The organism is Burkholderia sp. IO2 (assembly GCF_029522185.1).
Taxonomy (GTDB): Bacteria; Pseudomonadota; Gammaproteobacteria; order Burkholderiales; family Burkholderiaceae; genus Burkholderia; species Burkholderia cenocepacia.
The window spans coordinates 35,995-54,760 of record NZ_JAKWFH010000037.1 but is presented as its reverse complement, the minus strand read 5'-3'; the positions used below and the strand labels follow the sequence as shown (position 1 = coordinate 54,760).

Sequence of the window (18,766 nt, the reverse complement as noted above, 5' to 3'; positions counted from 1 at the left end):
GGGCTATACTGCTTGGCTTTTCGCGTATTCGCGTAAAAAAGTTGGGCCTTGCGTGCCCGGCATTTTGTAAATCAGCCCCGACCAATCGCAGTCGGGAATGGAGAAAATGATGAGCCTTGGACTCGTAGGTCGCAAGGTTGGCATGACCCGTATCTTCACGGCGGAAGGGGATTCGATTCCCGTCACCGTGCTGGACGTGTCGGACAACCGCGTGACGCAGATCAAGACTGTTGAAACCGACGGCTACACGGCCGTGCAGGTTGCATTCGGCTCCCGCCGCGCATCGCGCGTGACGAAGCCGCTGGCAGGTCATCTCGCCAAAGCCGGTGTCGAAGCCGGTGAAATCCTCAAGGAATTCCGCATTGACGCGGCCAAGGCAGCCGAGCTGTCGAATGGCGCCGTGGTCGGTGCAGATCTTTTCGAAGTGGGCCAGAAGGTCGACGTGCAAGGCGTGTCGATCGGTAAGGGCTACGCCGGTACGATCAAGCGTTACAACTTCTCCTCCGGCCGTGCCACGCACGGTAACTCGCGCTCGCACAACGTGCCGGGCTCGATCGGTATGGCGCAGGATCCGGGTCGTGTTTTCCCGGGTAAACGCATGACGGGTCACATGGGTGACGTGACGGTGACGGTGCAGAACCTCGAAATCGCTCGTATCGACGCAGAGCGCAAGCTGCTGCTCGTGAAGGGTGCGATTCCGGGCGCGAAGGGCGGCAAGGTCTTCGTGACGCCGGCCGTCAAGACCAAGGGGGCGAAATAATGGAACTCAAGCTCCTGAACGAAAATGGTCAGGAAGGTGCAGTGGTCAACGCATCGGACGTCGTGTTCGGTCGTGACTACAACGAAGCGCTGATCCACCAGGTCGTCGTCGCTTACCAGGCGAATGCTCGCCAGGGTAACCGCGCACAGAAGGACCGTGAGCAAGTCAAGCACACGACCAAGAAGCCGTGGCGCCAGAAGGGTACGGGCCGCGCTCGTGCCGGTATGTCGTCGAGCCCGCTGTGGCGTGGCGGTGGTCGTATCTTCCCGAATTCGCCGGAAGAAAACTTCTCGCACAAGGTCAACAAGAAGATGCATCGCGCAGGTCTCTGCTCGATCTTCTCGCAGCTGGCCCGTGAAGGCCGTCTGTCGGTCGTCGAGGACATCATCCTCGAAGCGCCGAAGACCAAGCTGCTGGCCGACAAATTCAAGACCATGGGTCTCGACTCCGTGCTGATCATCACCGACACGGTCGACGAGAACCTGTACCTGGCTTCGCGCAACCTGCCGCACGTGGCGATTGTCGAGCCGCGCTACGCTGACCCGCTGTCGCTGATCTACTTCAAGAAAGTGCTGGTCACGAAGGCTGCGGTCGCCCAGATCGAGGAGTTGCTGTCATGAGCGAGATTCGCAAGAACGATCATCGTTTGATGCAGGTCCTGCTCGCACCGGTGATCTCGGAAAAGGCGACGCTGGTTGCCGACAAGAACGAGCAAGTCGTGTTCGAAGTCGCACCGGATGCCACGAAGCAGGAAGTGAAGGCGGCTGTCGAGCTGCTGTTCAAGGTTGAAGTTGATTCCGTCAACGTGCTGGTTCAGAAGGGCAAGCAAAAGCGCTTTGGCCGTTCGATGGGCCGCCGCAAGGACGTGAAGAAGGCGTACGTCTGCCTGAAGCCCGGCCAGGAAATCAACTTTGAAGCGGAGGCCAAGTAATCATGGCAATCGTTAAAGTTAAGCCGACATCGCCGGGTCGCCGCGCGATGGTCAAGGTGGTCAACAAGAACCTGCACCAGGGCAAGCCGTTCGCGGCACTGCTCGACTCGCAGAGCTCGACCGCCGGCCGTAACAACAACGGTCGTATCACCACGCGTCACAAGGGTGGTGGTCACAAGCAACACTACCGTATCGTCGATTTCCGTCGCACGAAGGACGGCATCCCGGCAAAGGTCGAACGTCTCGAGTACGACCCGAACCGCAGCGCGAACATCGCGCTGGTGCTCTACGCAGACGGCGAACGTCGCTACATCATCGCCCCGAAGGGCCTGACCGTCGGCCAACAGCTGATGTCGGGTTCGGAAGCGCCGATCCGTGCAGGCAACACGCTGCCGATCCGCAACATTCCGGTCGGTACGACGATCCACTGCATCGAGATGCTGCCGGGCAAGGGCGCGCAAATGGCGCGTTCGGCTGGCACGTCGGCCATGCTGCTGGCGCGCGAAGGCGTCTACGCGCAGGTTCGTCTGCGTTCGGGCGAAATCCGCCGCGTGCACATCGAGTGCCGTGCAACGATCGGTGAAGTCGGCAACGAAGAGCACAGCCTGCGCCAGATCGGCAAGGCTGGCGCGAACCGCTGGCGCGGTATCCGCCCGACGGTGCGTGGCGTTGCGATGAACCCGGTTGATCACCCGCACGGTGGTGGTGAGGGCAAGACGGCTGCAGGTCGCGACCCGGTGAGCCCGTGGGGTACGCCGGCTAAGGGTTACCGCACCCGCAGCAACAAGCGCACGACGACGATGATCGTCCAGCGCCGTCACAAGCGTTAAGGAGTAGGCAATGGCACGTTCTGTTAAAAAAGGTCCGTTCTGCGACGCCCATTTGCTGAAGAAAGTTGAGGCGGCTGCAGCTTCGCGCGACAAAAAGCCGATCAAGACCTGGTCGCGTCGCTCGACGATTCTGCCGGATTTCATCGGCCTGACGATCGCTGTTCACAACGGCCGTCAACACGTTCCGGTGTACATCTCGGAAAACATGGTCGGCCACAAGCTTGGCGAGTTCGCACTGACCCGTACGTTCAAGGGTCACGCAGCCGACAAGAAGGCCAAGAAATAAGGGGCAATCAAGATGGAAGTGAAAGCAATTCATCGCGGTGCCCGCATCTCGGCGCAAAAAACGCGCCTTGTGGCTGACCAGATCCGCGGTTTGCCGGTCGACAAGGCGCTGAACGTTCTGACGTTCTCGCCGAAGAAGGCGGCTGGCATCGTGAAGAAGGTTGTGCTGTCGGCAATCGCGAATGCGGAGCACAACGAAGGCGCTGATATCGACGAGCTCAAGATCAAGAGCATCTACGTCGACAAGGCTGCATCGCTCAAGCGTTTCACCGCGCGCGCAAAGGGCCGCGGTAACCGCATCGAGAAGCAATCCTGTCACATCACTGTGACGGTCGGGAATTAAGGAGCCATACGATGGGACAGAAAATTCATCCGACTGGCTTCCGCCTGGCTGTCAGCCGCAATTGGGCTTCGCGTTGGTACGCGAACAACAACAATTTCGCGGCGATGCTGCAGGAAGACATCGGTGTTCGTGAATACCTGAAGAAGAAGCTGAAGAACGCTTCGGTCGGTCGGGTCGTCATCGAGCGTCCGGCGAAGAACGCGCGCATCACGATTTACAGCTCGCGTCCGGGCGTGGTCATCGGCAAGAAGGGCGAGGATATCGAACAGCTGAAGACGGAACTGCAACGCCGCATGGGCGTGCCGGTTCACGTCAACATCGAAGAAATCCGCAAGCCGGAAACCGATGCTCAGCTGATCGCTGACTCGATCACGCAACAGCTCGAGCGCCGGATCATGTTCCGTCGCGCGATGAAGCGTGCGATGCAGAACGCGATGCGTCTGGGTGCCCAAGGCATCAAGATCATGAGCGCAGGCCGTCTGAACGGTATCGAAATCGCTCGTACGGAGTGGTATCGCGAAGGTCGCGTGCCGCTTCACACGCTGCGTGCTGATATCGACTACGCGACTTCGGAAGCGAAGACGACTTACGGGATCATCGGCGTCAAGGTGTGGGTCTACAAGGGCGATACGCTCGGCCGCAACGACGCACCGGTGGTGGAAGAAGTAGCCGAAGACAAGCGTCCGCGTCGCAATGCGCGTCCGGGCGACCGTCGTCCGCGCCGTGACGGCGAAGGCGGCGCTCCGGGTGCTCGTCGTGGCGCACCGCGCCGTGGCGCCGGCAAGCCCGAAGACGGCAAGACTGGAGAATAACGATGCTGCAACCGAAACGCAGAAAGTATCGTAAAGAGCAGAAGGGTCGTAACACCGGCAAGGCGACGCGCGGCAACGCAGTGTCGTTCGGTGAATTCGGCCTGAAGGCGATCGGTCGCGGTCGTTTGACCGCACGTCAGATTGAAGCGGCGCGTCGTGCAATGACGCGTCACATCAAGCGTGGCGGCCGTATCTGGATCCGGATCTTCCCGGACAAGCCGATTTCGCAGAAGCCGGCCGAAGTGCGTATGGGTAACGGTAAGGGTAACCCGGAGTACTACGTCGCCGAGATTCAGCCGGGCAAGATGCTCTATGAAATGGACGGCGTAACCGAAGAACTGGCACGCGAAGCGTTCCGTCTGGCTGCAGCCAAGCTGCCGCTGAAGACGGCATTCATCGTGCGCCAGCTCGGCGCCTAAGGAGAAAACATGAAGGCTTCCGAACTTCTCCAGAAAGACCAGGCCGCGCTCAACAAGGAGCTGGCGGACCTGCTGAAGGCGCAATTCGGCCTGCGCATGCAACTCGCGACCCAGCAGCTCACGAACACGAGCCAGCTGAAGAAGGTTCGTCGCGACATCGCACGTGTGCGGACCGTCATGACTCAGAAGGCGAACCAGAAATGAACGATAGCGTGAAAACCTCGCTGAAGCGGACGCTGGTCGGTCGGGTCGTCAGCAACAAGATGGACAAGACCGTCACCGTGCTGATCGAGCACCGCGTCAAGCACCCGATCTACGGCAAGTATGTCGTGCGTTCGAAGAAGTACCACGCGCACGATGAAGCGAACACCTACAACGAAGGCGATCTCGTCGAAATTCAGGAAACGCGTCCTGTTTCGAAGACGAAGGCCTGGACGGTGTCGCGCCTCGTCGAAGCCGCTCGCGTCATCTAAGCGGGCAGCGCAGTAGGCAGTAACGGGCACTTCTCCACGAAGTGCTTGAAATCGCAAAGTTTTTGCTTGCGTGACCGGGATTATTTGTTATAATCCCGGTCTTCCCTCTTTATGGGAGCCCCGTCGCGGGCGAAGTTGGTGGGGGAAGCGGACTGGCGCCTGCCTGTCCGAAAGATTCACCGAATTGCGATGGCGGGTTTCGTTTGCCGTCGCTGCTGTTCCAACCCAAGCAGCCGATTGGCTGACGGGACCAAGACTGACCGAATGCATCATGGTGGTGCATCCGGATTAAGTTGGGAAAGACAAACCATGATCCAGACCGAATCTCGGCTCGAAGTAGCCGACAACACGGGTGCACGTGAAGTCCTGTGCATCAAGGTGCTCGGCGGCTCGAAGCGTCGTTATGCCGGCATTGGCGACATCATCAAGGTGAGCGTCAAAGAGGCAACGCCGCGCGGGCGCGTGAAGAAAGGCGAAATTTACAACGCCGTGGTGGTCCGCACCGCCAAGGGCGTGCGCCGTCAAGACGGCTCGCTGATCAAGTTCGACGGCAACGCCGCTGTGCTTTTGAATAACAAGCTCGAGCCGATCGGCACCCGTATTTTCGGGCCGGTGACGCGTGAGCTGCGTAGCGAACGATTCATGAAGATCGTTTCGCTGGCGCCGGAAGTGCTGTAAGGAGTCGCGATGAACAAGATTCGCAAAGGTGACGAAGTCATCGTCGTCACTGGCAAGGACAAGGGCAAGCGCGGCGTCGTGCTGGCTGTCGGTGCTGAACATGTGACGGTTGAAGGTATCAACCTCGTCAAGAAGCATGTGAAGCCGAACCCGATGAAGGGTACGACGGGCGGCGTGGAAGCGAAGACGATGCCCCTGCATATTTCGAACGTCGCACTGGTCGACGCGAATGGCAAGGCGTCGCGTGTTGGCATCAAGGTCGAGGAAGGCAAGAAGGTTCGCTTCCTGAAGACGACCGGTGCCGTACTGAGCGCCTGACGCAGCGGAGTAAAAAATGGCTCGTTTTCAAGAGTTTTACAAAGAAAAGGTTGTGCCCGGCCTGATCGAGAAGTTCGGTTACAAGTCGGTCATGGAAGTGCCGCGCATCACCAAGATCACGCTGAACATGGGTCTTGGCGAAGCGATCGCTGACAAGAAGATCATCGAGAACGCCGTTGGCGACCTCACGAAGATCGCTGGCCAGAAGCCGGTCGTCACGAAGGCCCGCAAGGCAATCGCAGGCTTCAAGATCCGCCAGGGTTACCCGATCGGCGCGATGGTGACGCTGCGTGGCCGCGCGATGTACGAATTCCTCGACCGTTTCGTGACGGTTGCCCTGCCCCGCGTGCGTGACTTCCGCGGCGTGTCGGGTCGTGCTTTCGATGGCCGTGGCAACTACAACATCGGTGTGAAAGAGCAGATCATTTTCCCCGAAATCGATTACGACAAGATCGACGCACTGCGTGGGCTGAACATCAGCATCACGACGACTGCGAAGACCGACGACGAAGCAAAGGCTCTGCTCGCCAGCTTCAAGTTCCCGTTCAGAAACTGAGGTTACCGTGGCTAAACTGGCACTGATCGAACGTGAAAAGAAGCGCGCCCGCCTGGTCGCGAAGTTCGCAGCAAAGCGCGAAGCGCTGAAGGCGATCGTCGAAGACCAAAGCAAGTCGGAAGAAGAGCGCTACGAAGCACGCCTGGAGCTGCAGCAACTGCCCCGCAACGCAAACCCGACCCGCCAGCGTAACCGCTGCGCGATCACGGGCCGTCCGCGTGGCACGTTCCGTAAATTCGGCCTCGCGCGTAACAAGATTCGTGAAATCGCATTCCGTGGCGAGATTCCTGGCCTGACCAAGGCGAGCTGGTAATAGGAGAAACGTAAATGAGCATGAGTGATCCTATCGCCGATATGCTGACTCGCATCCGCAACGCGCAGATGGTCGAGAAGGTATCGGTCGCGATGCCCTCGTCGAAGGTCAAGGTTGCAATCGCGCAAGTCCTGAAGGACGAAGGTTATATCGACGATTTCGCCGTGAAGGCGGAAGGTGCGAAGTCCGAACTGAATATCGCGCTGAAGTACTACGCAGGTCGCCCGGTCATCGAACGCCTCGAGCGCGTGTCGAAGCCTGGTCTGCGCGTGTACCGCGGCCGTAACGACATTCCGCAGGTCATGAATGGCCTCGGTGTGGCAATCGTGTCGACGCCGAAGGGCGTGATGACCGACCGCAAGGCGCGCGCTACCGGCGTCGGCGGCGAAGTCATCTGCTACGTCGCTTAAAGCCGAGGAGAGAGAAACATGTCTCGAGTAGGTAAGAGCCCGATCGCGCTGCAAGGCGCGGAAGTCAAGCTGGCCGACGGTGCAATCACCGTCAAGGGCCCGCTGGGCACCATCACGCAAGCGATCAATCCGCTCGTGAACGTGGCGAACAACGACGGCACGCTGAATCTGTCGCCGGTCGACGAAAGCCGCGAAGCAAATGCACTGTCGGGCACGATGCGCGCGATCATCGCGAATGCCGTGCACGGCGTGACCAAGGGTTTCGAGCGCAAGCTGACGCTGGTTGGCGTCGGTTACCGTGCGCAAGCGCAAGGCGACAAGCTGAACCTGTCGCTGGGTTTCTCGCACCCGGTGGTGCACCAGATGCCGGAAGGCGTCAAGGCTGAAACCCCGACGCAAACCGAAATCGTGATCAAGGGGATCAACAAGCAACAAGTCGGTCAAGTGGCTGCGGAAGTCCGCGGTTACCGTCCGCCGGAGCCGTACAAGGGCAAGGGCGTGCGTTATGCCGACGAGGTTGTGATCCTCAAAGAAACGAAGAAGAAGTAAGGGTGCGCAATCATGGATAAGACTCAATCTCGCCTGCGCCGCGCTCGCCAGACGCGTATCAAGATCGCTGAGCTGCAGGTCGCGCGTCTCGCCGTGCATCGCACGAACACGCACATCTACGCTCAAGTGTTCTCGCCCTGCGGCACCAAGGTGCTGGCCAGCGCGTCGACGCTCGAAGCGGAAGTGCGCGCAGAACTGGCCGACAAGTCGGGCAAGGGCGGCAACGTCAATGCCGCGACGCTGATCGGCAAGCGTATTGCCGAAAAGGCAAAGGCTGCCGGCATCGAATCCGTCGCCTTCGACCGCTCGGGCTTCCGCTACCACGGCCGCGTCAAGGCGCTGGCTGAGGCAGCTCGCGAAGCTGGGCTCAAGTTCTAAGGAAGGAATTCGTCATGGCAAAGATGCAAGCGAAAGTTCAGGCTGACGAGCGCGACGACGGCCTTCGCGAAAAGATGATTTCGGTCAACCGCGTGACCAAGGTCGTGAAGGGTGGCCGTATTCTCGGCTTCGCCGCACTGACCGTGGTTGGCGACGGTGATGGCCGCATCGGTATGGGCAAGGGCAAGGCGAAGGAAGTGCCGGTCGCTGTCCAGAAGGCAATGGAACAAGCTCGCCGCAACATGTTCAAGGTGCCGCTCAAGAACGGCACGCTGCAACACGAAGTGCACGGCAAGCACGGCGCATCCGCTGTCCTCCTCGCTCCGGCGAAGGCAGGTACGGGCGTGATCGCCGGCGGCCCGATGCGCGCAGTGTTCGACGTGATGGGCGTTCAGAACGTCGTGGCGAAGAGCCACGGTTCGACGAACCCGTACAACCTCGTTCGCGCCACGCTGGACGGCCTGCGCAAGCAGTCGACCCCGGCAGACATCGCGGCGAAGCGCGGCAAGTCCGTCGAAGAAATTTTGGGCTAAGCCCGGGTGGTCACCATGTCTGAAAAAACTGTCAAGGTTCAGCTCGTCAAGAGCCTGATCGGGACCCGCGAATCGCACCGCGCGACCGTGCGTGGCCTGGGCCTGCGCCGACTCAACTCGGTTAGCGAGCTGCAGGACACGCCGGCGGTCCGCGGCATGATCAACAAGGTCTCGTACCTCGTTAAGGTCATCGCGTAAGCGGCCCTACGGATCAAGGAGTTGATATGGAATTGAATAACCTGAAGCCGGCAGCTGGCGCCAAGCACGCCAAGCGTCGCGTCGGTCGTGGCATCGGTTCGGGCCTCGGCAAGACGGCTGGCCGTGGTCACAAGGGTCAGAAATCGCGTTCGGGCGGCTTCCACAAAGTCGGTTTCGAAGGCGGTCAGATGCCGCTGCAACGTCGTCTGCCGAAGCGCGGCTTCACGTCGCTGACGAAGGAATTCGTCGGTGAAGTGCGCCTGGGCGACCTCGAGAAGCTGCCGGTCGACGAGATCGATCTGCTCGCACTGAAGCAAGCCGGCCTGGTCGGCGAGCTGACGAAGAGCGCAAAGATCATCGCGACGGGCGAACTGAAGCGCAAGATCGTCGTGAAGGGTCTCGGTGCCACCAAGGGTGCGCGCGCTGCGATCGAAGCGGCTGGCGGTTCGTTCGCCGAGTGACACGCGTAGCGCGTCGTCACTTGCATTCATCGGAGAAGGTACTTGGCTAACAGCCCGAGTCTTGCAAAACCCGGTCGAAGCACGGCGAAATTCGGCGATCTGCGCCGGCGAGCGATGTTCCTGCTCCTGGCGCTGATCGTCTATCGCATCGGCGCGCACATTCCCGTGCCGGGCATCGATCCGGATCAACTGGCAAAGCTGTTCCAGAGCCAGGCGGGCGGCATCCTGGGCATGTTCAACATGTTCTCGGGTGGCGCGCTTTCCCGCTTCACGATCTTTGCGCTGGGGATCATGCCGTACATCTCGGCGTCGATCATCATGCAGTTGCTGGCGATCGTTTCGCCGCAGCTCGAGGCGCTGAAGAAGGAAGGGCAGGCAGGGCAACGGAAGATCACGCAGTACACGCGGTATTTCACCGTGGTGCTCGCGACCTTCCAGGCATTCGGTATCGCGGCTGCGCTGGAAAACCAGCCGGGCCTCGTCACCGATCCCGGCATGCTGTTCCGTCTGACGACGGTCGTGACGCTGGTAACGGGCACGATGTTCCTGATGTGGCTCGGTGAGCAGATTACCGAGCGTGGTCTGGGCAACGGTATCTCGATCATCATCTTCGGCGGGATTGCAGCAGGGTTCCCGAATGCCGTGGGTGGGTTGTTCGAGCTGGTGCGTACGGGTTCGATGAGCATCATTTCGGCGATCATCATCGTCGTTCTGATCGCCGCGGTGACTTACCTGGTCGTGTTCATCGAACGCGGTCAGCGCAAGATCCTCGTGAACTACGCAAAGCGTCAGGTCGGCAACAAGATCTACGGTGGGCAGTCGTCGCATCTGCCGCTGAAGCTGAACATGTCGGGCGTGATTCCGCCGATCTTTGCATCGTCGATCATTCTGTTCCCGGCAACGATTCTCGGCTGGTTCAGTACCGGTCAGCCGACAGGAAGCTGGATTTCCAATACGTTGCATAACGTTGCGGAAGCGCTGAAGCCGGGCCAGCCGGTCTATGTGCTGCTGTACACGCTGGCAATCGTGTTTTTCTGCTTCTTCTACACCGCACTGGTGTTCAACAGCAGGGAGACCGCAGACAACCTGAAGAAGAGCGGCGCGTTTGTTCCGGGCATCCGTCCGGGCGATCAGACCGCACGATATATCGACCGCATCCTCACGCGTCTGACGCTGGCCGGTGCGATCTACATCGTCTTCGTGTGTCTGCTGCCGGAATTCCTGGTGCTGCGCTGGAACGTGCCGTTTTATTTTGGTGGAACGTCGCTGCTGATCATTGTCGTCGTCACGATGGACTTTATGGCGCAGGTGCAGTCGTACGTTATGTCGCAACAGTATGAGTCACTGCTCAAGAAGGCTAACTTCAAGGGCGGCAACATCCCGATGCGTTGAAAGGACTATGGCCAAAGACGATGTAATCCAGATGCAGGGTGAGGTGATTGAAAACCTCCCGAATGCGACCTTCCGCGTGAAGCTGGAAAACGGCCATGTCGTGTTGGGGCATATTTCCGGGAAGATGCGGATGCACTACATCCGCATCCTGCCGGGCGACAAGGTGACGGTTGAATTGACGCCTTACGATCTGTCTCGTGCGCGGATCGTGTTCCGGGCGAAGTGATTTGAAAAAAGGGTATTATCATGAAAGTGATGGCATCGGTTAAGCGCATTTGCCGCAATTGCAAGATCATCAAGCGCAAAGGCGTCGTTCGCGTGATCTGCAGCTCGGATCCGCGCCACAAGCAGCGCCAAGGCTGACCGCGCGTTTGTTTGCGCTTTTTGTTTGAGGAAAAACAATGGCTCGTATCGCAGGGGTTAACATCCCGAATCACCAGCATACCGAGATCGGCCTGACGGCTATCTTCGGTATCGGCCGCACCCGTTCGCGCAGCATCTGCGTGGCAGCTGGCGTCGATTTTTCGAAGAAGGTCAAGGATCTGACCGACGCAGACCTGGAAAAGCTGCGTGAAGAAGTAGGCAAGTTTGTCGTCGAAGGCGATCTGCGCCGTGAAGTGACGATGAACATCAAGCGCCTGATGGACCTCGGTTGCTACCGCGGCGTCCGTCATCGCAAGGGCCTGCCGATGCGCGGTCAGCGTACGCGTACGAACGCACGTACCCGCAAGGGTCCGCGTCGTGCAGCGCAAGCGCTGAAGAAGTAAGCGGAACTGACAGTTACAGGAAAACGTAATGGCTAAGGCTTCGAACACCGCGGCGCAACGCGTTCGCAAGAAGGTTAAGAAGAACGTCGCTGAAGGCGTGGTTCACGTTCACGCGTCGTTCAACAACACGATCATCACGATCACCGATCGCCAAGGCAACGCTCTGGCATGGGCGACGTCGGGCGGTCAGGGCTTCAAGGGCTCGCGCAAATCGACGCCGTTCGCTGCTCAGGTCGCAGCCGAGTCGGCTGGCCGCGTCGCGATGGAATACGGCGTGAAGAATCTGGAAGTGCGGATCAAGGGCCCGGGCCCGGGTCGCGAGTCGGCAGTGCGCGCACTGCACGGCCTCGGCATCAAGATCACCGCGATTTCGGACGTCACCCCGATTCCGCACAACGGCTGCCGCCCGCCGAAGCGTCGTCGTATCTAAGGATGTGCTGGCACGTTCGTGCTAGCGCATTGCCTGTCGCCGCTCAGCGTCGACGGGCGTTGCTTTTTTGATTGACTAAGCCCACCGTTCGCCCCAAAGGGAGCGGACTAGCGCGGATTTCGATCCGCGTGACTGATTGATAAAGGAATGCAAAGTGGCACGTTATATCGGCCCCAAAGCCAAGCTGTCCCGCCGTGAAGGCACCGACCTGTTCCTGAAGAGCGCCCGCCGCTCGCTCGCCGACAAGTGCAAGCTCGACAGCAAGCCGGGTCAGCACGGCCGTACCTCGGGCGCACGTACGTCCGACTACGGTACGCAGCTGCGCGAAAAGCAGAAGGTCAAGCGTATCTACGGCGTGCTGGAGCGTCAGTTCCGTCGTTACTTCGCCGAAGCCGATCGCCGCAAGGGCAACACGGGTGAAAACCTGCTGCAACTGCTCGAGTCGCGCCTCGACAACGTCGTGTATCGCATGGGCTTCGGCTCGACCCGCGCTGAAGCGCGTCAGCTGGTGAGCCACAAGTCGATCACCGTGAACGGCGTCGTCGCGAACGTCCCGTCGCAGCAAGTGAAGGCGGGTGACGTCGTCGCGATCCGCGAAAAGGCGAAGAAGCAGGCGCGTATCGTCGAAGCGCTGTCGCTGGCCGAGCAAGGCGGCATGCCGAGCTGGGTTGCAGTCGATGCGAAGAAGTTCGAAGGCACGTTCAAGCAAATGCCGGAACGCGCTGAAATCGCAGGCGACATCAACGAAAGCCTGATTGTCGAATTGTATTCGCGTTAATCCGATTGACGGCCGAGGTACCCCGATTGCGTTGCGCAAGGAGGGGCCTCGGCTGTTTATTTTCTGGTTGTTACCGGTCAGCCTTATCGGTGTAACGAGCCGAGGGTATTGAAAAGGAAAGCCCATGCAAACCAGTTTGCTGAAACCCAAGATCATCGCCGTGGAATCGCTGGGCGAGAACCACGCGAGGGTGGTCATGGAACCGTTCGAACGCGGTTACGGCCACACCTTGGGCAATGCGCTTCGCCGCGTGCTACTGTCGTCGATGGTAGGCTACGCGCCGACCGAAGTCACGATCGCAGGCGTGGTGCACGAGTACTCGACGCTGGATGGCGTGCAGGAAGACGTCGTCAACCTGCTGCTGAACCTGAAGGGCGTGGTGTTCAAGCTGCATAACCGTGACGAAGTGACGGTTACGCTGCGCAAGGAAGGCGAAGGCGTCGTGACGGCCGGCGATATCGAGCTGGCTCATGATTGCGAAGTCATCAACCCGAATCACGTGATTGCGCACCTGTCGAAGGGTGGCAAGCTCGACGTTCAGATCAAGATCGAAAAGGGTCGCGGCTACGTGCCCGGCAACGTCCGTCGCTACGGCGAAGACACGGCCAAGATCATCGGCCGCATCGTCCTCGACGCCTCGTTCTCGCCGGTTCGCCGCGTGAGCTACGCGGTTGAAAGCGCACGTGTCGAGCAGCGTACCGACCTCGACAAGCTCGTGATGAACATCGAGACGAGCGGCGTGATCACGCCGGAAGAAGCGATCCGCCAGTCGGCCCGCATCCTGGTCGACCAGCTGTCCGTGTTCGCGGCGCTGGAAGGCACGGAAACGGCAGCCGAAGCGCCGTCGCGTGCACCGCAGATCGATCCGATCCTGCTGCGTCCGGTGGACGATCTCGAGCTGACGGTTCGTTCGGCGAACTGCCTGAAGGCCGAGAACATCTACTACATCGGCGATCTGATCCAGCGCACGGAAAACGAGCTGCTGAAGACGCCGAACCTCGGTCGCAAGTCGCTCAACGAGATCAAGGAAGTGCTCGCTTCGCGCGGTCTCACGCTGGGCATGAAGCTCGAGAACTGGCCGCCGGCTGGTCTCGACAAGTAAGTCCGGTTGTTGCTGTAGTTGGCAAAGATGCGGATTTTCCTTTAAAATCCGCATCTTGCTTTTTTTCGTTACCGGCCCGTGCACCCTCCGAGGTGCGATAGAAGAGCTGGATCAAAACTTTGAATCAAGGAAACTGAAATGCGCCATCGTCATGGTCTGCGGAAACTGAACCGCACGAGCAGCCACCGTCTGGCTATGCTCCGTAACATGTCCAACTCGCTGATCGAGCACGAAGTCATCAAGACGACGCTGCCGAAGGCGAAGGAACTCCGTAAAGTCGTCGAGCCGCTGATCACGCTCGGCAAGAAGCCGTCGCTGGCAAACCGTCGCCTGGCGTTCAACCGCCTGCGCGATCGTGACTCGGTGGCGAAGCTGTTCGACGTGCTCGGTCCGCGTTTCGCGAACCGTCCGGGCGGCTACCTGCGCGTGCTGAAGTTCGGCTTCCGCGTGGGCGACAACGCACCGATGGCACTGGTCGAACTGCTCGACCGTCCGGAAGTCGACGAAACGGAAAACGTGCAAGAAGCTGAGTAAGCTTCCGGTACGCAGCAGGATCTGAAAGGGGCCGAGCGAATGCTTGGCCCTTTTTGTTTTGGGATGTCGGCTGCGATCGATTGTCGCAGGCCGACGCCGGCAGCGTCGCGCGGGCTGCGCTACGATACGGGGCAACCGGTGCGGCCCCTGAACGGGGTGACCGGCGCCGGCAGGAGCCGGCAGACCAGCGAGGAGGGCGCGGATGATAGTGGTGCTGATGCTGACGACGGTGCCCGATGCGGCGACGGCTGCGGCGCTTGCCGACGGCGCGCTCGACGCGCGGCTGGCCGCATGCGTATCGGAGCTCGGCACGATCAAGTCGCGCTATCACTGGCAGGGCAAGGTCGAAACGGCCGAAGAGATCCAGTTGCTGTTCAAGACGAGTCCCGTGCGGGCGCTCGAACTGGAGCGATTTATTGTCGCGCATCATCCTTACGAGACGCCTGAAATCGTCTCGTGGCAAACGACGGCATCGGCCGCGTATGGCCAGTGGGTGACCAACGAAACTCAACGTCTATTTCATGTTTAACGGTATGGCGCTTTCGGTGCGCGTGCGCGCGCTGCGGTTTCTTGCGGTCCTGTTGTCGTTCGTGTTCGTGCTGGGCGGTCTGTCCGTCGCGCGCGCGGCCGACGATTTCCTCGATCCGTCGGTCGCGTTCAAGTTCAGCGCGAGCGAATCGCCGGGACAGGTGGACGTCCGCTTCAAGATCGCCAGCGGCTATTACATGTATCGCGAGCGGTTCGCGTTCGCGGTGAAGAGTGGCCAGGCGACACTCGGCGAGCCGCAGTTCCCGGCCGGCCACGTGAAGTTCGACCAGACGTTCCAGAAGGACGTCGAGACCTATCGCGACGAAGTCGTCGTTCACGTGCCGGTGAAGCAGGCAGCCGGGCCGTTCGAGCTCGCGGTGACGTCGCAAGGCTGCGCGGACGAAGGGATCTGCTATCCGCCGGCCGAGCACGTGATGAAGGTCGATGGCGCCGCGCTCGGCGCCGCATCGTCGTCCGGCGACACGGCTGCCGCGGGTAGCTGGTTCGACAAGGTCACGAGCGCCGATTTCGCGCAGTCGCTGCTCGAAGGCCACGGCTTCTTCACGATCGTCGCGCTCTACTTCGTCGCGGGCGTCGTGCTGAGCCTGCTGCCGTGTTCGTATCCGATGATTCCGATCGTGTCCGCGATCATCATCGGCCAGGGCACGCGCGCGACGCATGCGCGTGGCTTTGCGTTGTCGTTGACCTACGTGGTCGGCATGGCGCTGGTCTATACGGTGCTCGGCATCGCCGCCGCGCTGGTTGGCCAGAGCCTCGGCGCGTGGTTGCAGAATCCGTGGGTGCTTGGCGCGTTCGGCGTGCTGCTGACCGCGTTTGCAGTGTCGCTGATCTCGGGCAAGGACATCGCGTTGCCGGAGCGCTGGCAGAACGGCGCGGCCGAGGCATCGAGCGCGCGCCAGGGCGGCCACTTCGTCGCGGTCGCGGCGATGGGCGCGTTGTCGGCGCTGGTCGTCGGCGCGTGCATGACGGCGCCGCTGTTCGCGGTGCTCGCGTTCATCGCGCATACCGGCAACGCGTTGCTCGGCGGCGCGGCGCTGTTCGCGATGGGGCTCGGCCTCGGCGTGCCGCTGCTGGTGGTCGGCGTCGGGGCCGGGACGGTGCTGCCGCGCGCCGGCGCGTGGATGGACGGCGTGAAGGTGTTCTTCGGCATCGTGCTGCTCGCGGCCGCGCTGTGGATCGTGTGGCCGGTGCTGGCCGGCGGGCTGAAGATGGTGCTCGCGGCGTTGTGGCTGCTGATCGCGGCGGCGGCGTTCGGCCTGTTCACGCCGAACGCCGGCGCCGCGTCGATCTGGCGTCGCCTGGGCCGCGGCGTGGGCGCCGCGCTCGCGATCTGGGCCGCGACGCTGCTCGTGGGCCTGGCTGCGGGCTCGACCGATCCCGTCAAGCCGCTGGCCGTGCTGGCGGCGCGTACGGTGGCGTCCGGCGGTGCGGCGTCGGCCGGTGCGGCTGCCGCGGACGGTCCCGCGTTCGCGCCGGTGCGCTCCAGCGGCGAGCTCGACGCGTTGCTGAAGACGTCGGGCCGGCCCGTGATGCTCGACTTCTATGCCGACTGGTGCGTGAGCTGCAAGGAGATGGAGCATCTGACGTTCACCGACGCGCGCGTGCAGGCGCGGCTCGCGCGGCTTCACCTCGTGCGCGCGGACGTCACCGCGAACAACCCGGACGATCAGGCGTTGCTCAAGCGCTTCAACCTGTTCGGGCCGCCGGGCATCATCTTCTTCGATCGCAACGGCAACGAGATCGGCCGGGTGGTCGGCTATCAGGCGGCCGACACGTTCCTGCGCAGCCTCGATCGGGCGGCCGTGCCGACGGTATGACGATGGCTTGCCGGGGCGAACCGGCGAATCGCAGATTCGGGCCGGCTGACAGCTTCGATCGGCGATAAACAAAAAACGGCGGGATACCGAAGTGTCCCGCCGTTTTTGCTGATGCGCGCCGGTGTGCGATCAGCGCTGCGCTTTCAGCAGACGCGCGGCATCGAGCGCGAAGTACGTGAGCACGCCGTCGGCGCCCGCGCGCTTGAACGCGAGCAGCGATTCGAGCACGACCTTGTCGTGGTCGAGCCAGCCGTTCATCGCGGCGGCCTTCAGCATCGCATATTCACCGCTCACCTGGTACACGTAGGTCGGGAAGCGGAACTCGTCCTTCACGCGGCGCACGATGTCGAGATACGGCATGCCGGGCTTGACCATCACCATGTCGGCGCCTTCGTCGATGTCGAGGCGTACTTCGCGCAGCGCTTCGTCGCTGTTCGCCGGATCCATCTGGTAGGTCATCTTGTTGCCCTTGCCCAGATTGGATGCCGAACCGACCGCATCGCGGAACGGGCCGTAGAACGCCGATGCGAACTTCGCCGAATAGGCCATGATCCGCGTATGGATATGGCCGTCGCTTTCCAGCATCTCGCGGATCGCGCCGATGCGGCCGTCCATCATGTCCGACGGCGCGACGATGTCGACGCCGGCTTCCGCCTGCGCGCGCGCCTGTTCGATCAGGATCTCGATCGTGTCGTCGTTGATCACGTAGCCGTTCTCGTCGAGCACGCCGTCCTGGCCGTGGCTCGTGTACGGATCGAGCGCGACGTCGGTCAGCACGCCGAGCTCGGGGAAGCGCTTCTTCAGCTCGCGCACGGCGCGCGGAATCAGGCCTTCGGGATTGGCCGCCTCGCGGCCGTCGGGCGTCTTCAGCGACGGCTCGATGGCCGGGAACAGCGACAGCACGGGCACGCCGAGTTCGACGCACTGCTCGGCGACCTGCATCAGCAGGTCGACCGACACGCGCTCGACGCCGGGCATCGACGGGATGGGCTGGCGTTGCTGGGTGCCTTCGACGACGAACACCGGGTAGATCAGGTCGTCGGTGGTCAGGCGGTTTTCGCGCATCAGGCGGCGGGAGAAGTCGTCGCGGCGCATCCGGCGCGGACGATGAAGCGGATGGAAGCTCATGGCGATTTGGCAGAAATCAGGGCAAGAAGACCTTACGGAACCCTTAGGTCATTTTCGAGATCGTTGGTATATGATAGCGATCGAGCGGCACGCGTTGCGTGCAGCTCCCCGCTTCTCCTCCCTGAGCGGGTGCCTGTCGTTTTTCGATTAGGCTGTTTGACCCGCCGTTCAACGGCGGGTTTTTTTATGAGCCGGCCGAATCCGCAGGTGCCGTCAGGTGCGCGCAGCCGATCCCAGCCGCGCGTTGCCCGCTCATTGTGCTACAGGCTCGCTTTTTTCGTCGGCGACGGACGGCCGCAGCCAGCTCTCGATCAGTTCATGGGCCTCGTCGAGCCCCGTACGCTTCAGCGCCGAGAACAGCTGGACCGTCAGCTTGCCCTTCACGCTCTGGTCGCGATACGCGTCGAGCCCCTTCTGCGTGTTGCGCAGCGCATTGATGCTTTCCTGGCGCGTCAATTTGTCGCACTTCGTCAGCAGCGTGTGGATCGGCTTGCCGGTCGGCGCGAACCACTCGATCATGCGTCGATCGAGATCGGTCAGCGGACGGCGCGAATCCATCATCAGGATCAGGCCGCAAAGCTGCGAGCGCGTCGCGAGATAGGACGACAGCAGCATTTCCCAGTGCGCCTTCGCGGCACCGGGCACTTCCGCGTAGCCGTAGCCGGGCAGGTCGACGAGGTTCGCGACGGGCTCGGCGGCGGGGCCGACGGAGAAGTAGTTGATATGCTGCGTGCGGCCGGGCGTCTTGGACGCAAAGGCCAGCCGCTTCTGGTTGCACAGCACGTTGATCGCCGTCGACTTGCCGGCATTCGAGCGGCCCGCGAACGCGATTTCCGGCTGGACCGTCGGCGGCAGGTCGCGCAGATGGTTGACGGTCGTGTAGAAGCGGGCTTGATGGAGCAGAAAGGCCATGGGAACCGGAAGGACGGGCGGCGCGAGCCGCTTGGTGGAGGCGGGGTAGCCCCGATAGGCGCGGGAGCTTTCAGCACGATATTGTACAATACGGCGGTTTTACCGAAGGC

Annotated in this window: 32 protein-coding genes; 30 read left to right on the top strand and 2 right to left on the bottom strand. The window is 61.4% G+C overall.

The features are described from left to right. The first annotated feature begins 109 nt into the window (after positions 1-109). The 30 genes from rplC (at position 110) to dsbD (ending at position 16,616) form a co-directional block, all read left to right on the top strand. Complete coding sequence (rplC, locus tag MMB92_RS22935; RefSeq protein ID WP_006482922.1) at positions 110-760, top strand: 50S ribosomal protein L3; 651 nt, start codon at positions 110-112, stop codon at positions 758-760. Next, positions 760-1,380: a 50S ribosomal protein L4 gene (gene rplD / locus MMB92_RS22930; protein ID WP_006477192.1), complete on the top strand. Its 621-nt coding sequence runs from the start codon at positions 760-762 to the stop codon at positions 1,378-1,380. The genes rplC and rplD overlap by 1 nt, the downstream gene beginning before the upstream one ends. Further along, on the top strand, positions 1,377-1,691 hold the full coding sequence (gene rplW / locus MMB92_RS22925; RefSeq protein ID WP_004199275.1) for a 50S ribosomal protein L23: 315 nt from the start codon (positions 1,377-1,379) through the stop codon (positions 1,689-1,691). The genes rplD and rplW overlap by 4 nt, the downstream gene beginning before the upstream one ends. Before the next feature lie 2 nt (positions 1,692-1,693). Then, complete coding sequence (rplB, locus tag MMB92_RS22920) at positions 1,694-2,521, top strand: 50S ribosomal protein L2 (protein ID WP_006482900.1); 828 nt, start codon at positions 1,694-1,696, stop codon at positions 2,519-2,521. 10 nt (positions 2,522-2,531) lie between these two features. Further along, positions 2,532-2,807, top strand: a complete 276-nt coding sequence (rpsS, locus tag MMB92_RS22915; RefSeq protein WP_004199273.1) for a 30S ribosomal protein S19 — start codon at positions 2,532-2,534, stop codon at positions 2,805-2,807. A 12-nt stretch (positions 2,808-2,819) separates the two neighbouring features. Continuing rightward, the gene (gene rplV, locus MMB92_RS22910; protein ID WP_004199272.1) at positions 2,820-3,149 is read left to right on the top strand and encodes a 50S ribosomal protein L22; all 330 of its coding nucleotides are present in this window, start codon (positions 2,820-2,822) and stop codon (positions 3,147-3,149) included. A gap of 11 nt (positions 3,150-3,160) precedes the next feature. Then, positions 3,161-3,961 carry a 30S ribosomal protein S3 gene (rpsC, locus tag MMB92_RS22905; RefSeq protein WP_006482899.1) on the top strand — a complete coding sequence of 267 codons (801 nt, stop codon included), beginning with the start codon at positions 3,161-3,163 and terminating at the stop codon, positions 3,959-3,961. A gap of 2 nt (positions 3,962-3,963) precedes the next feature. Next, entirely contained in the window at positions 3,964-4,380 is a 417-nt protein-coding gene (gene rplP / locus MMB92_RS22900; RefSeq protein WP_006482873.1) for a 50S ribosomal protein L16, read from the top strand. Between the two features lie 9 nt (positions 4,381-4,389). Then, positions 4,390-4,584: a 50S ribosomal protein L29 gene (gene rpmC, locus MMB92_RS22895; RefSeq protein ID WP_006400652.1), complete on the top strand. Its 195-nt coding sequence runs from the start codon at positions 4,390-4,392 to the stop codon at positions 4,582-4,584. Beyond that, entirely contained in the window at positions 4,581-4,853 is a 273-nt protein-coding gene (rpsQ, locus tag MMB92_RS22890) for a 30S ribosomal protein S17 (RefSeq protein ID WP_006477189.1), read from the top strand. The genes rpmC and rpsQ overlap by 4 nt, the downstream gene beginning before the upstream one ends. A gap of 309 nt (positions 4,854-5,162) precedes the next feature. Beyond that, positions 5,163-5,531 (top strand): 50S ribosomal protein L14, encoded by a 369-nt coding sequence (gene rplN, locus MMB92_RS22885; RefSeq protein WP_006482918.1) that lies wholly within the window; start codon positions 5,163-5,165, stop codon positions 5,529-5,531. A gap of 9 nt (positions 5,532-5,540) precedes the next feature. Then, on the top strand, positions 5,541-5,849 hold the full coding sequence (gene rplX / locus MMB92_RS22880) for a 50S ribosomal protein L24 (protein WP_006477187.1): 309 nt from the start codon (positions 5,541-5,543) through the stop codon (positions 5,847-5,849). Between the two features lie 16 nt (positions 5,850-5,865). After that, complete coding sequence (rplE, locus tag MMB92_RS22875) at positions 5,866-6,405, top strand: 50S ribosomal protein L5 (protein WP_006482882.1); 540 nt, start codon at positions 5,866-5,868, stop codon at positions 6,403-6,405. A 7-nt stretch (positions 6,406-6,412) separates the two neighbouring features. After that, complete coding sequence (rpsN, locus tag MMB92_RS22870) at positions 6,413-6,718, top strand: 30S ribosomal protein S14 (protein WP_006482884.1); 306 nt, start codon at positions 6,413-6,415, stop codon at positions 6,716-6,718. A gap of 14 nt (positions 6,719-6,732) precedes the next feature. Next, positions 6,733-7,128, top strand: coding sequence for a 30S ribosomal protein S8 (gene rpsH / locus MMB92_RS22865; RefSeq protein WP_006477185.1), 396 nt, complete (start codon positions 6,733-6,735; stop codon positions 7,126-7,128). A gap of 18 nt (positions 7,129-7,146) precedes the next feature. Then, the gene (gene rplF / locus MMB92_RS22860) at positions 7,147-7,677 is read left to right on the top strand and encodes a 50S ribosomal protein L6 (protein WP_006477184.1); all 531 of its coding nucleotides are present in this window, start codon (positions 7,147-7,149) and stop codon (positions 7,675-7,677) included. 12 nt (positions 7,678-7,689) lie between these two features. Then, entirely contained in the window at positions 7,690-8,055 is a 366-nt protein-coding gene (rplR, locus tag MMB92_RS22855; protein ID WP_006477183.1) for a 50S ribosomal protein L18, read from the top strand. A gap of 14 nt (positions 8,056-8,069) precedes the next feature. Beyond that, a complete protein-coding gene (rpsE, locus tag MMB92_RS22850; protein WP_006482895.1) occupies positions 8,070-8,588 on the top strand; it encodes a 30S ribosomal protein S5 in 519 nt (172 codons plus the stop codon). Positions 8,589-8,603: 15 nt separating this feature from the next. Then, positions 8,604-8,786 carry a 50S ribosomal protein L30 gene (gene rpmD / locus MMB92_RS22845; RefSeq protein ID WP_006400644.1) on the top strand — a complete coding sequence of 61 codons (183 nt, stop codon included), beginning with the start codon at positions 8,604-8,606 and terminating at the stop codon, positions 8,784-8,786. A 26-nt stretch (positions 8,787-8,812) separates the two neighbouring features. Beyond that, on the top strand, positions 8,813-9,247 hold the full coding sequence (rplO, locus tag MMB92_RS22840) for a 50S ribosomal protein L15 (RefSeq protein ID WP_006482880.1): 435 nt from the start codon (positions 8,813-8,815) through the stop codon (positions 9,245-9,247). A gap of 42 nt (positions 9,248-9,289) precedes the next feature. Continuing rightward, the gene (gene secY / locus MMB92_RS22835; protein ID WP_006482915.1) at positions 9,290-10,639 is read left to right on the top strand and encodes a preprotein translocase subunit SecY; all 1,350 of its coding nucleotides are present in this window, start codon (positions 9,290-9,292) and stop codon (positions 10,637-10,639) included. 7 nt (positions 10,640-10,646) lie between these two features. Further along, positions 10,647-10,865 carry a translation initiation factor IF-1 gene (gene infA, locus MMB92_RS22830; RefSeq protein ID WP_004521905.1) on the top strand — a complete coding sequence of 73 codons (219 nt, stop codon included), beginning with the start codon at positions 10,647-10,649 and terminating at the stop codon, positions 10,863-10,865. A gap of 20 nt (positions 10,866-10,885) precedes the next feature. Then, on the top strand, positions 10,886-11,002 hold the full coding sequence (rpmJ, locus tag MMB92_RS22825; RefSeq protein ID WP_004199844.1) for a 50S ribosomal protein L36: 117 nt from the start codon (positions 10,886-10,888) through the stop codon (positions 11,000-11,002). Between the two features lie 38 nt (positions 11,003-11,040). Next, positions 11,041-11,406, top strand: a complete 366-nt coding sequence (rpsM, locus tag MMB92_RS22820) for a 30S ribosomal protein S13 (RefSeq protein WP_006400641.1) — start codon at positions 11,041-11,043, stop codon at positions 11,404-11,406. Positions 11,407-11,434: 28 nt separating this feature from the next. Next, positions 11,435-11,836 carry a 30S ribosomal protein S11 gene (rpsK, locus tag MMB92_RS22815; protein ID WP_004197937.1) on the top strand — a complete coding sequence of 134 codons (402 nt, stop codon included), beginning with the start codon at positions 11,435-11,437 and terminating at the stop codon, positions 11,834-11,836. 154 nt (positions 11,837-11,990) lie between these two features. Further along, entirely contained in the window at positions 11,991-12,614 is a 624-nt protein-coding gene (rpsD, locus tag MMB92_RS22810) for a 30S ribosomal protein S4 (RefSeq protein WP_006477177.1), read from the top strand. Between the two features lie 124 nt (positions 12,615-12,738). Beyond that, the gene (gene rpoA, locus MMB92_RS22805) at positions 12,739-13,716 is read left to right on the top strand and encodes a DNA-directed RNA polymerase subunit alpha (RefSeq protein WP_006477176.1); all 978 of its coding nucleotides are present in this window, start codon (positions 12,739-12,741) and stop codon (positions 13,714-13,716) included. Between the two features lie 138 nt (positions 13,717-13,854). After that, positions 13,855-14,250: a 50S ribosomal protein L17 gene (rplQ, locus tag MMB92_RS22800; RefSeq protein WP_006477175.1), complete on the top strand. Its 396-nt coding sequence runs from the start codon at positions 13,855-13,857 to the stop codon at positions 14,248-14,250. Positions 14,251-14,452: 202 nt separating this feature from the next. Continuing rightward, the gene (cutA, locus tag MMB92_RS22795; RefSeq protein ID WP_006494457.1) at positions 14,453-14,779 is read left to right on the top strand and encodes a divalent-cation tolerance protein CutA; all 327 of its coding nucleotides are present in this window, start codon (positions 14,453-14,455) and stop codon (positions 14,777-14,779) included. Beyond that, complete coding sequence (gene dsbD / locus MMB92_RS22790) at positions 14,772-16,616, top strand: protein-disulfide reductase DsbD (protein ID WP_212268185.1); 1,845 nt, start codon at positions 14,772-14,774, stop codon at positions 16,614-16,616. The genes cutA and dsbD overlap by 8 nt, the downstream gene beginning before the upstream one ends. 129 nt (positions 16,617-16,745) lie before the next feature. Here the strand turns inward: dsbD and hemB are convergent, their stop codons facing one another. Further along, positions 16,746-17,744: a porphobilinogen synthase gene (hemB, locus tag MMB92_RS22785; RefSeq protein ID WP_006482872.1), complete on the bottom strand. Its 999-nt coding sequence runs from the start codon at positions 17,742-17,744 to the stop codon at positions 16,746-16,748. 252 nt (positions 17,745-17,996) lie between these two features. Beyond that, positions 17,997-18,656: a ribosome biogenesis GTP-binding protein YihA/YsxC gene (yihA, locus tag MMB92_RS22780; protein WP_277562939.1), complete on the bottom strand. Its 660-nt coding sequence runs from the start codon at positions 18,654-18,656 to the stop codon at positions 17,997-17,999. Positions 18,657-18,766 lie beyond the last annotated feature (110 nt).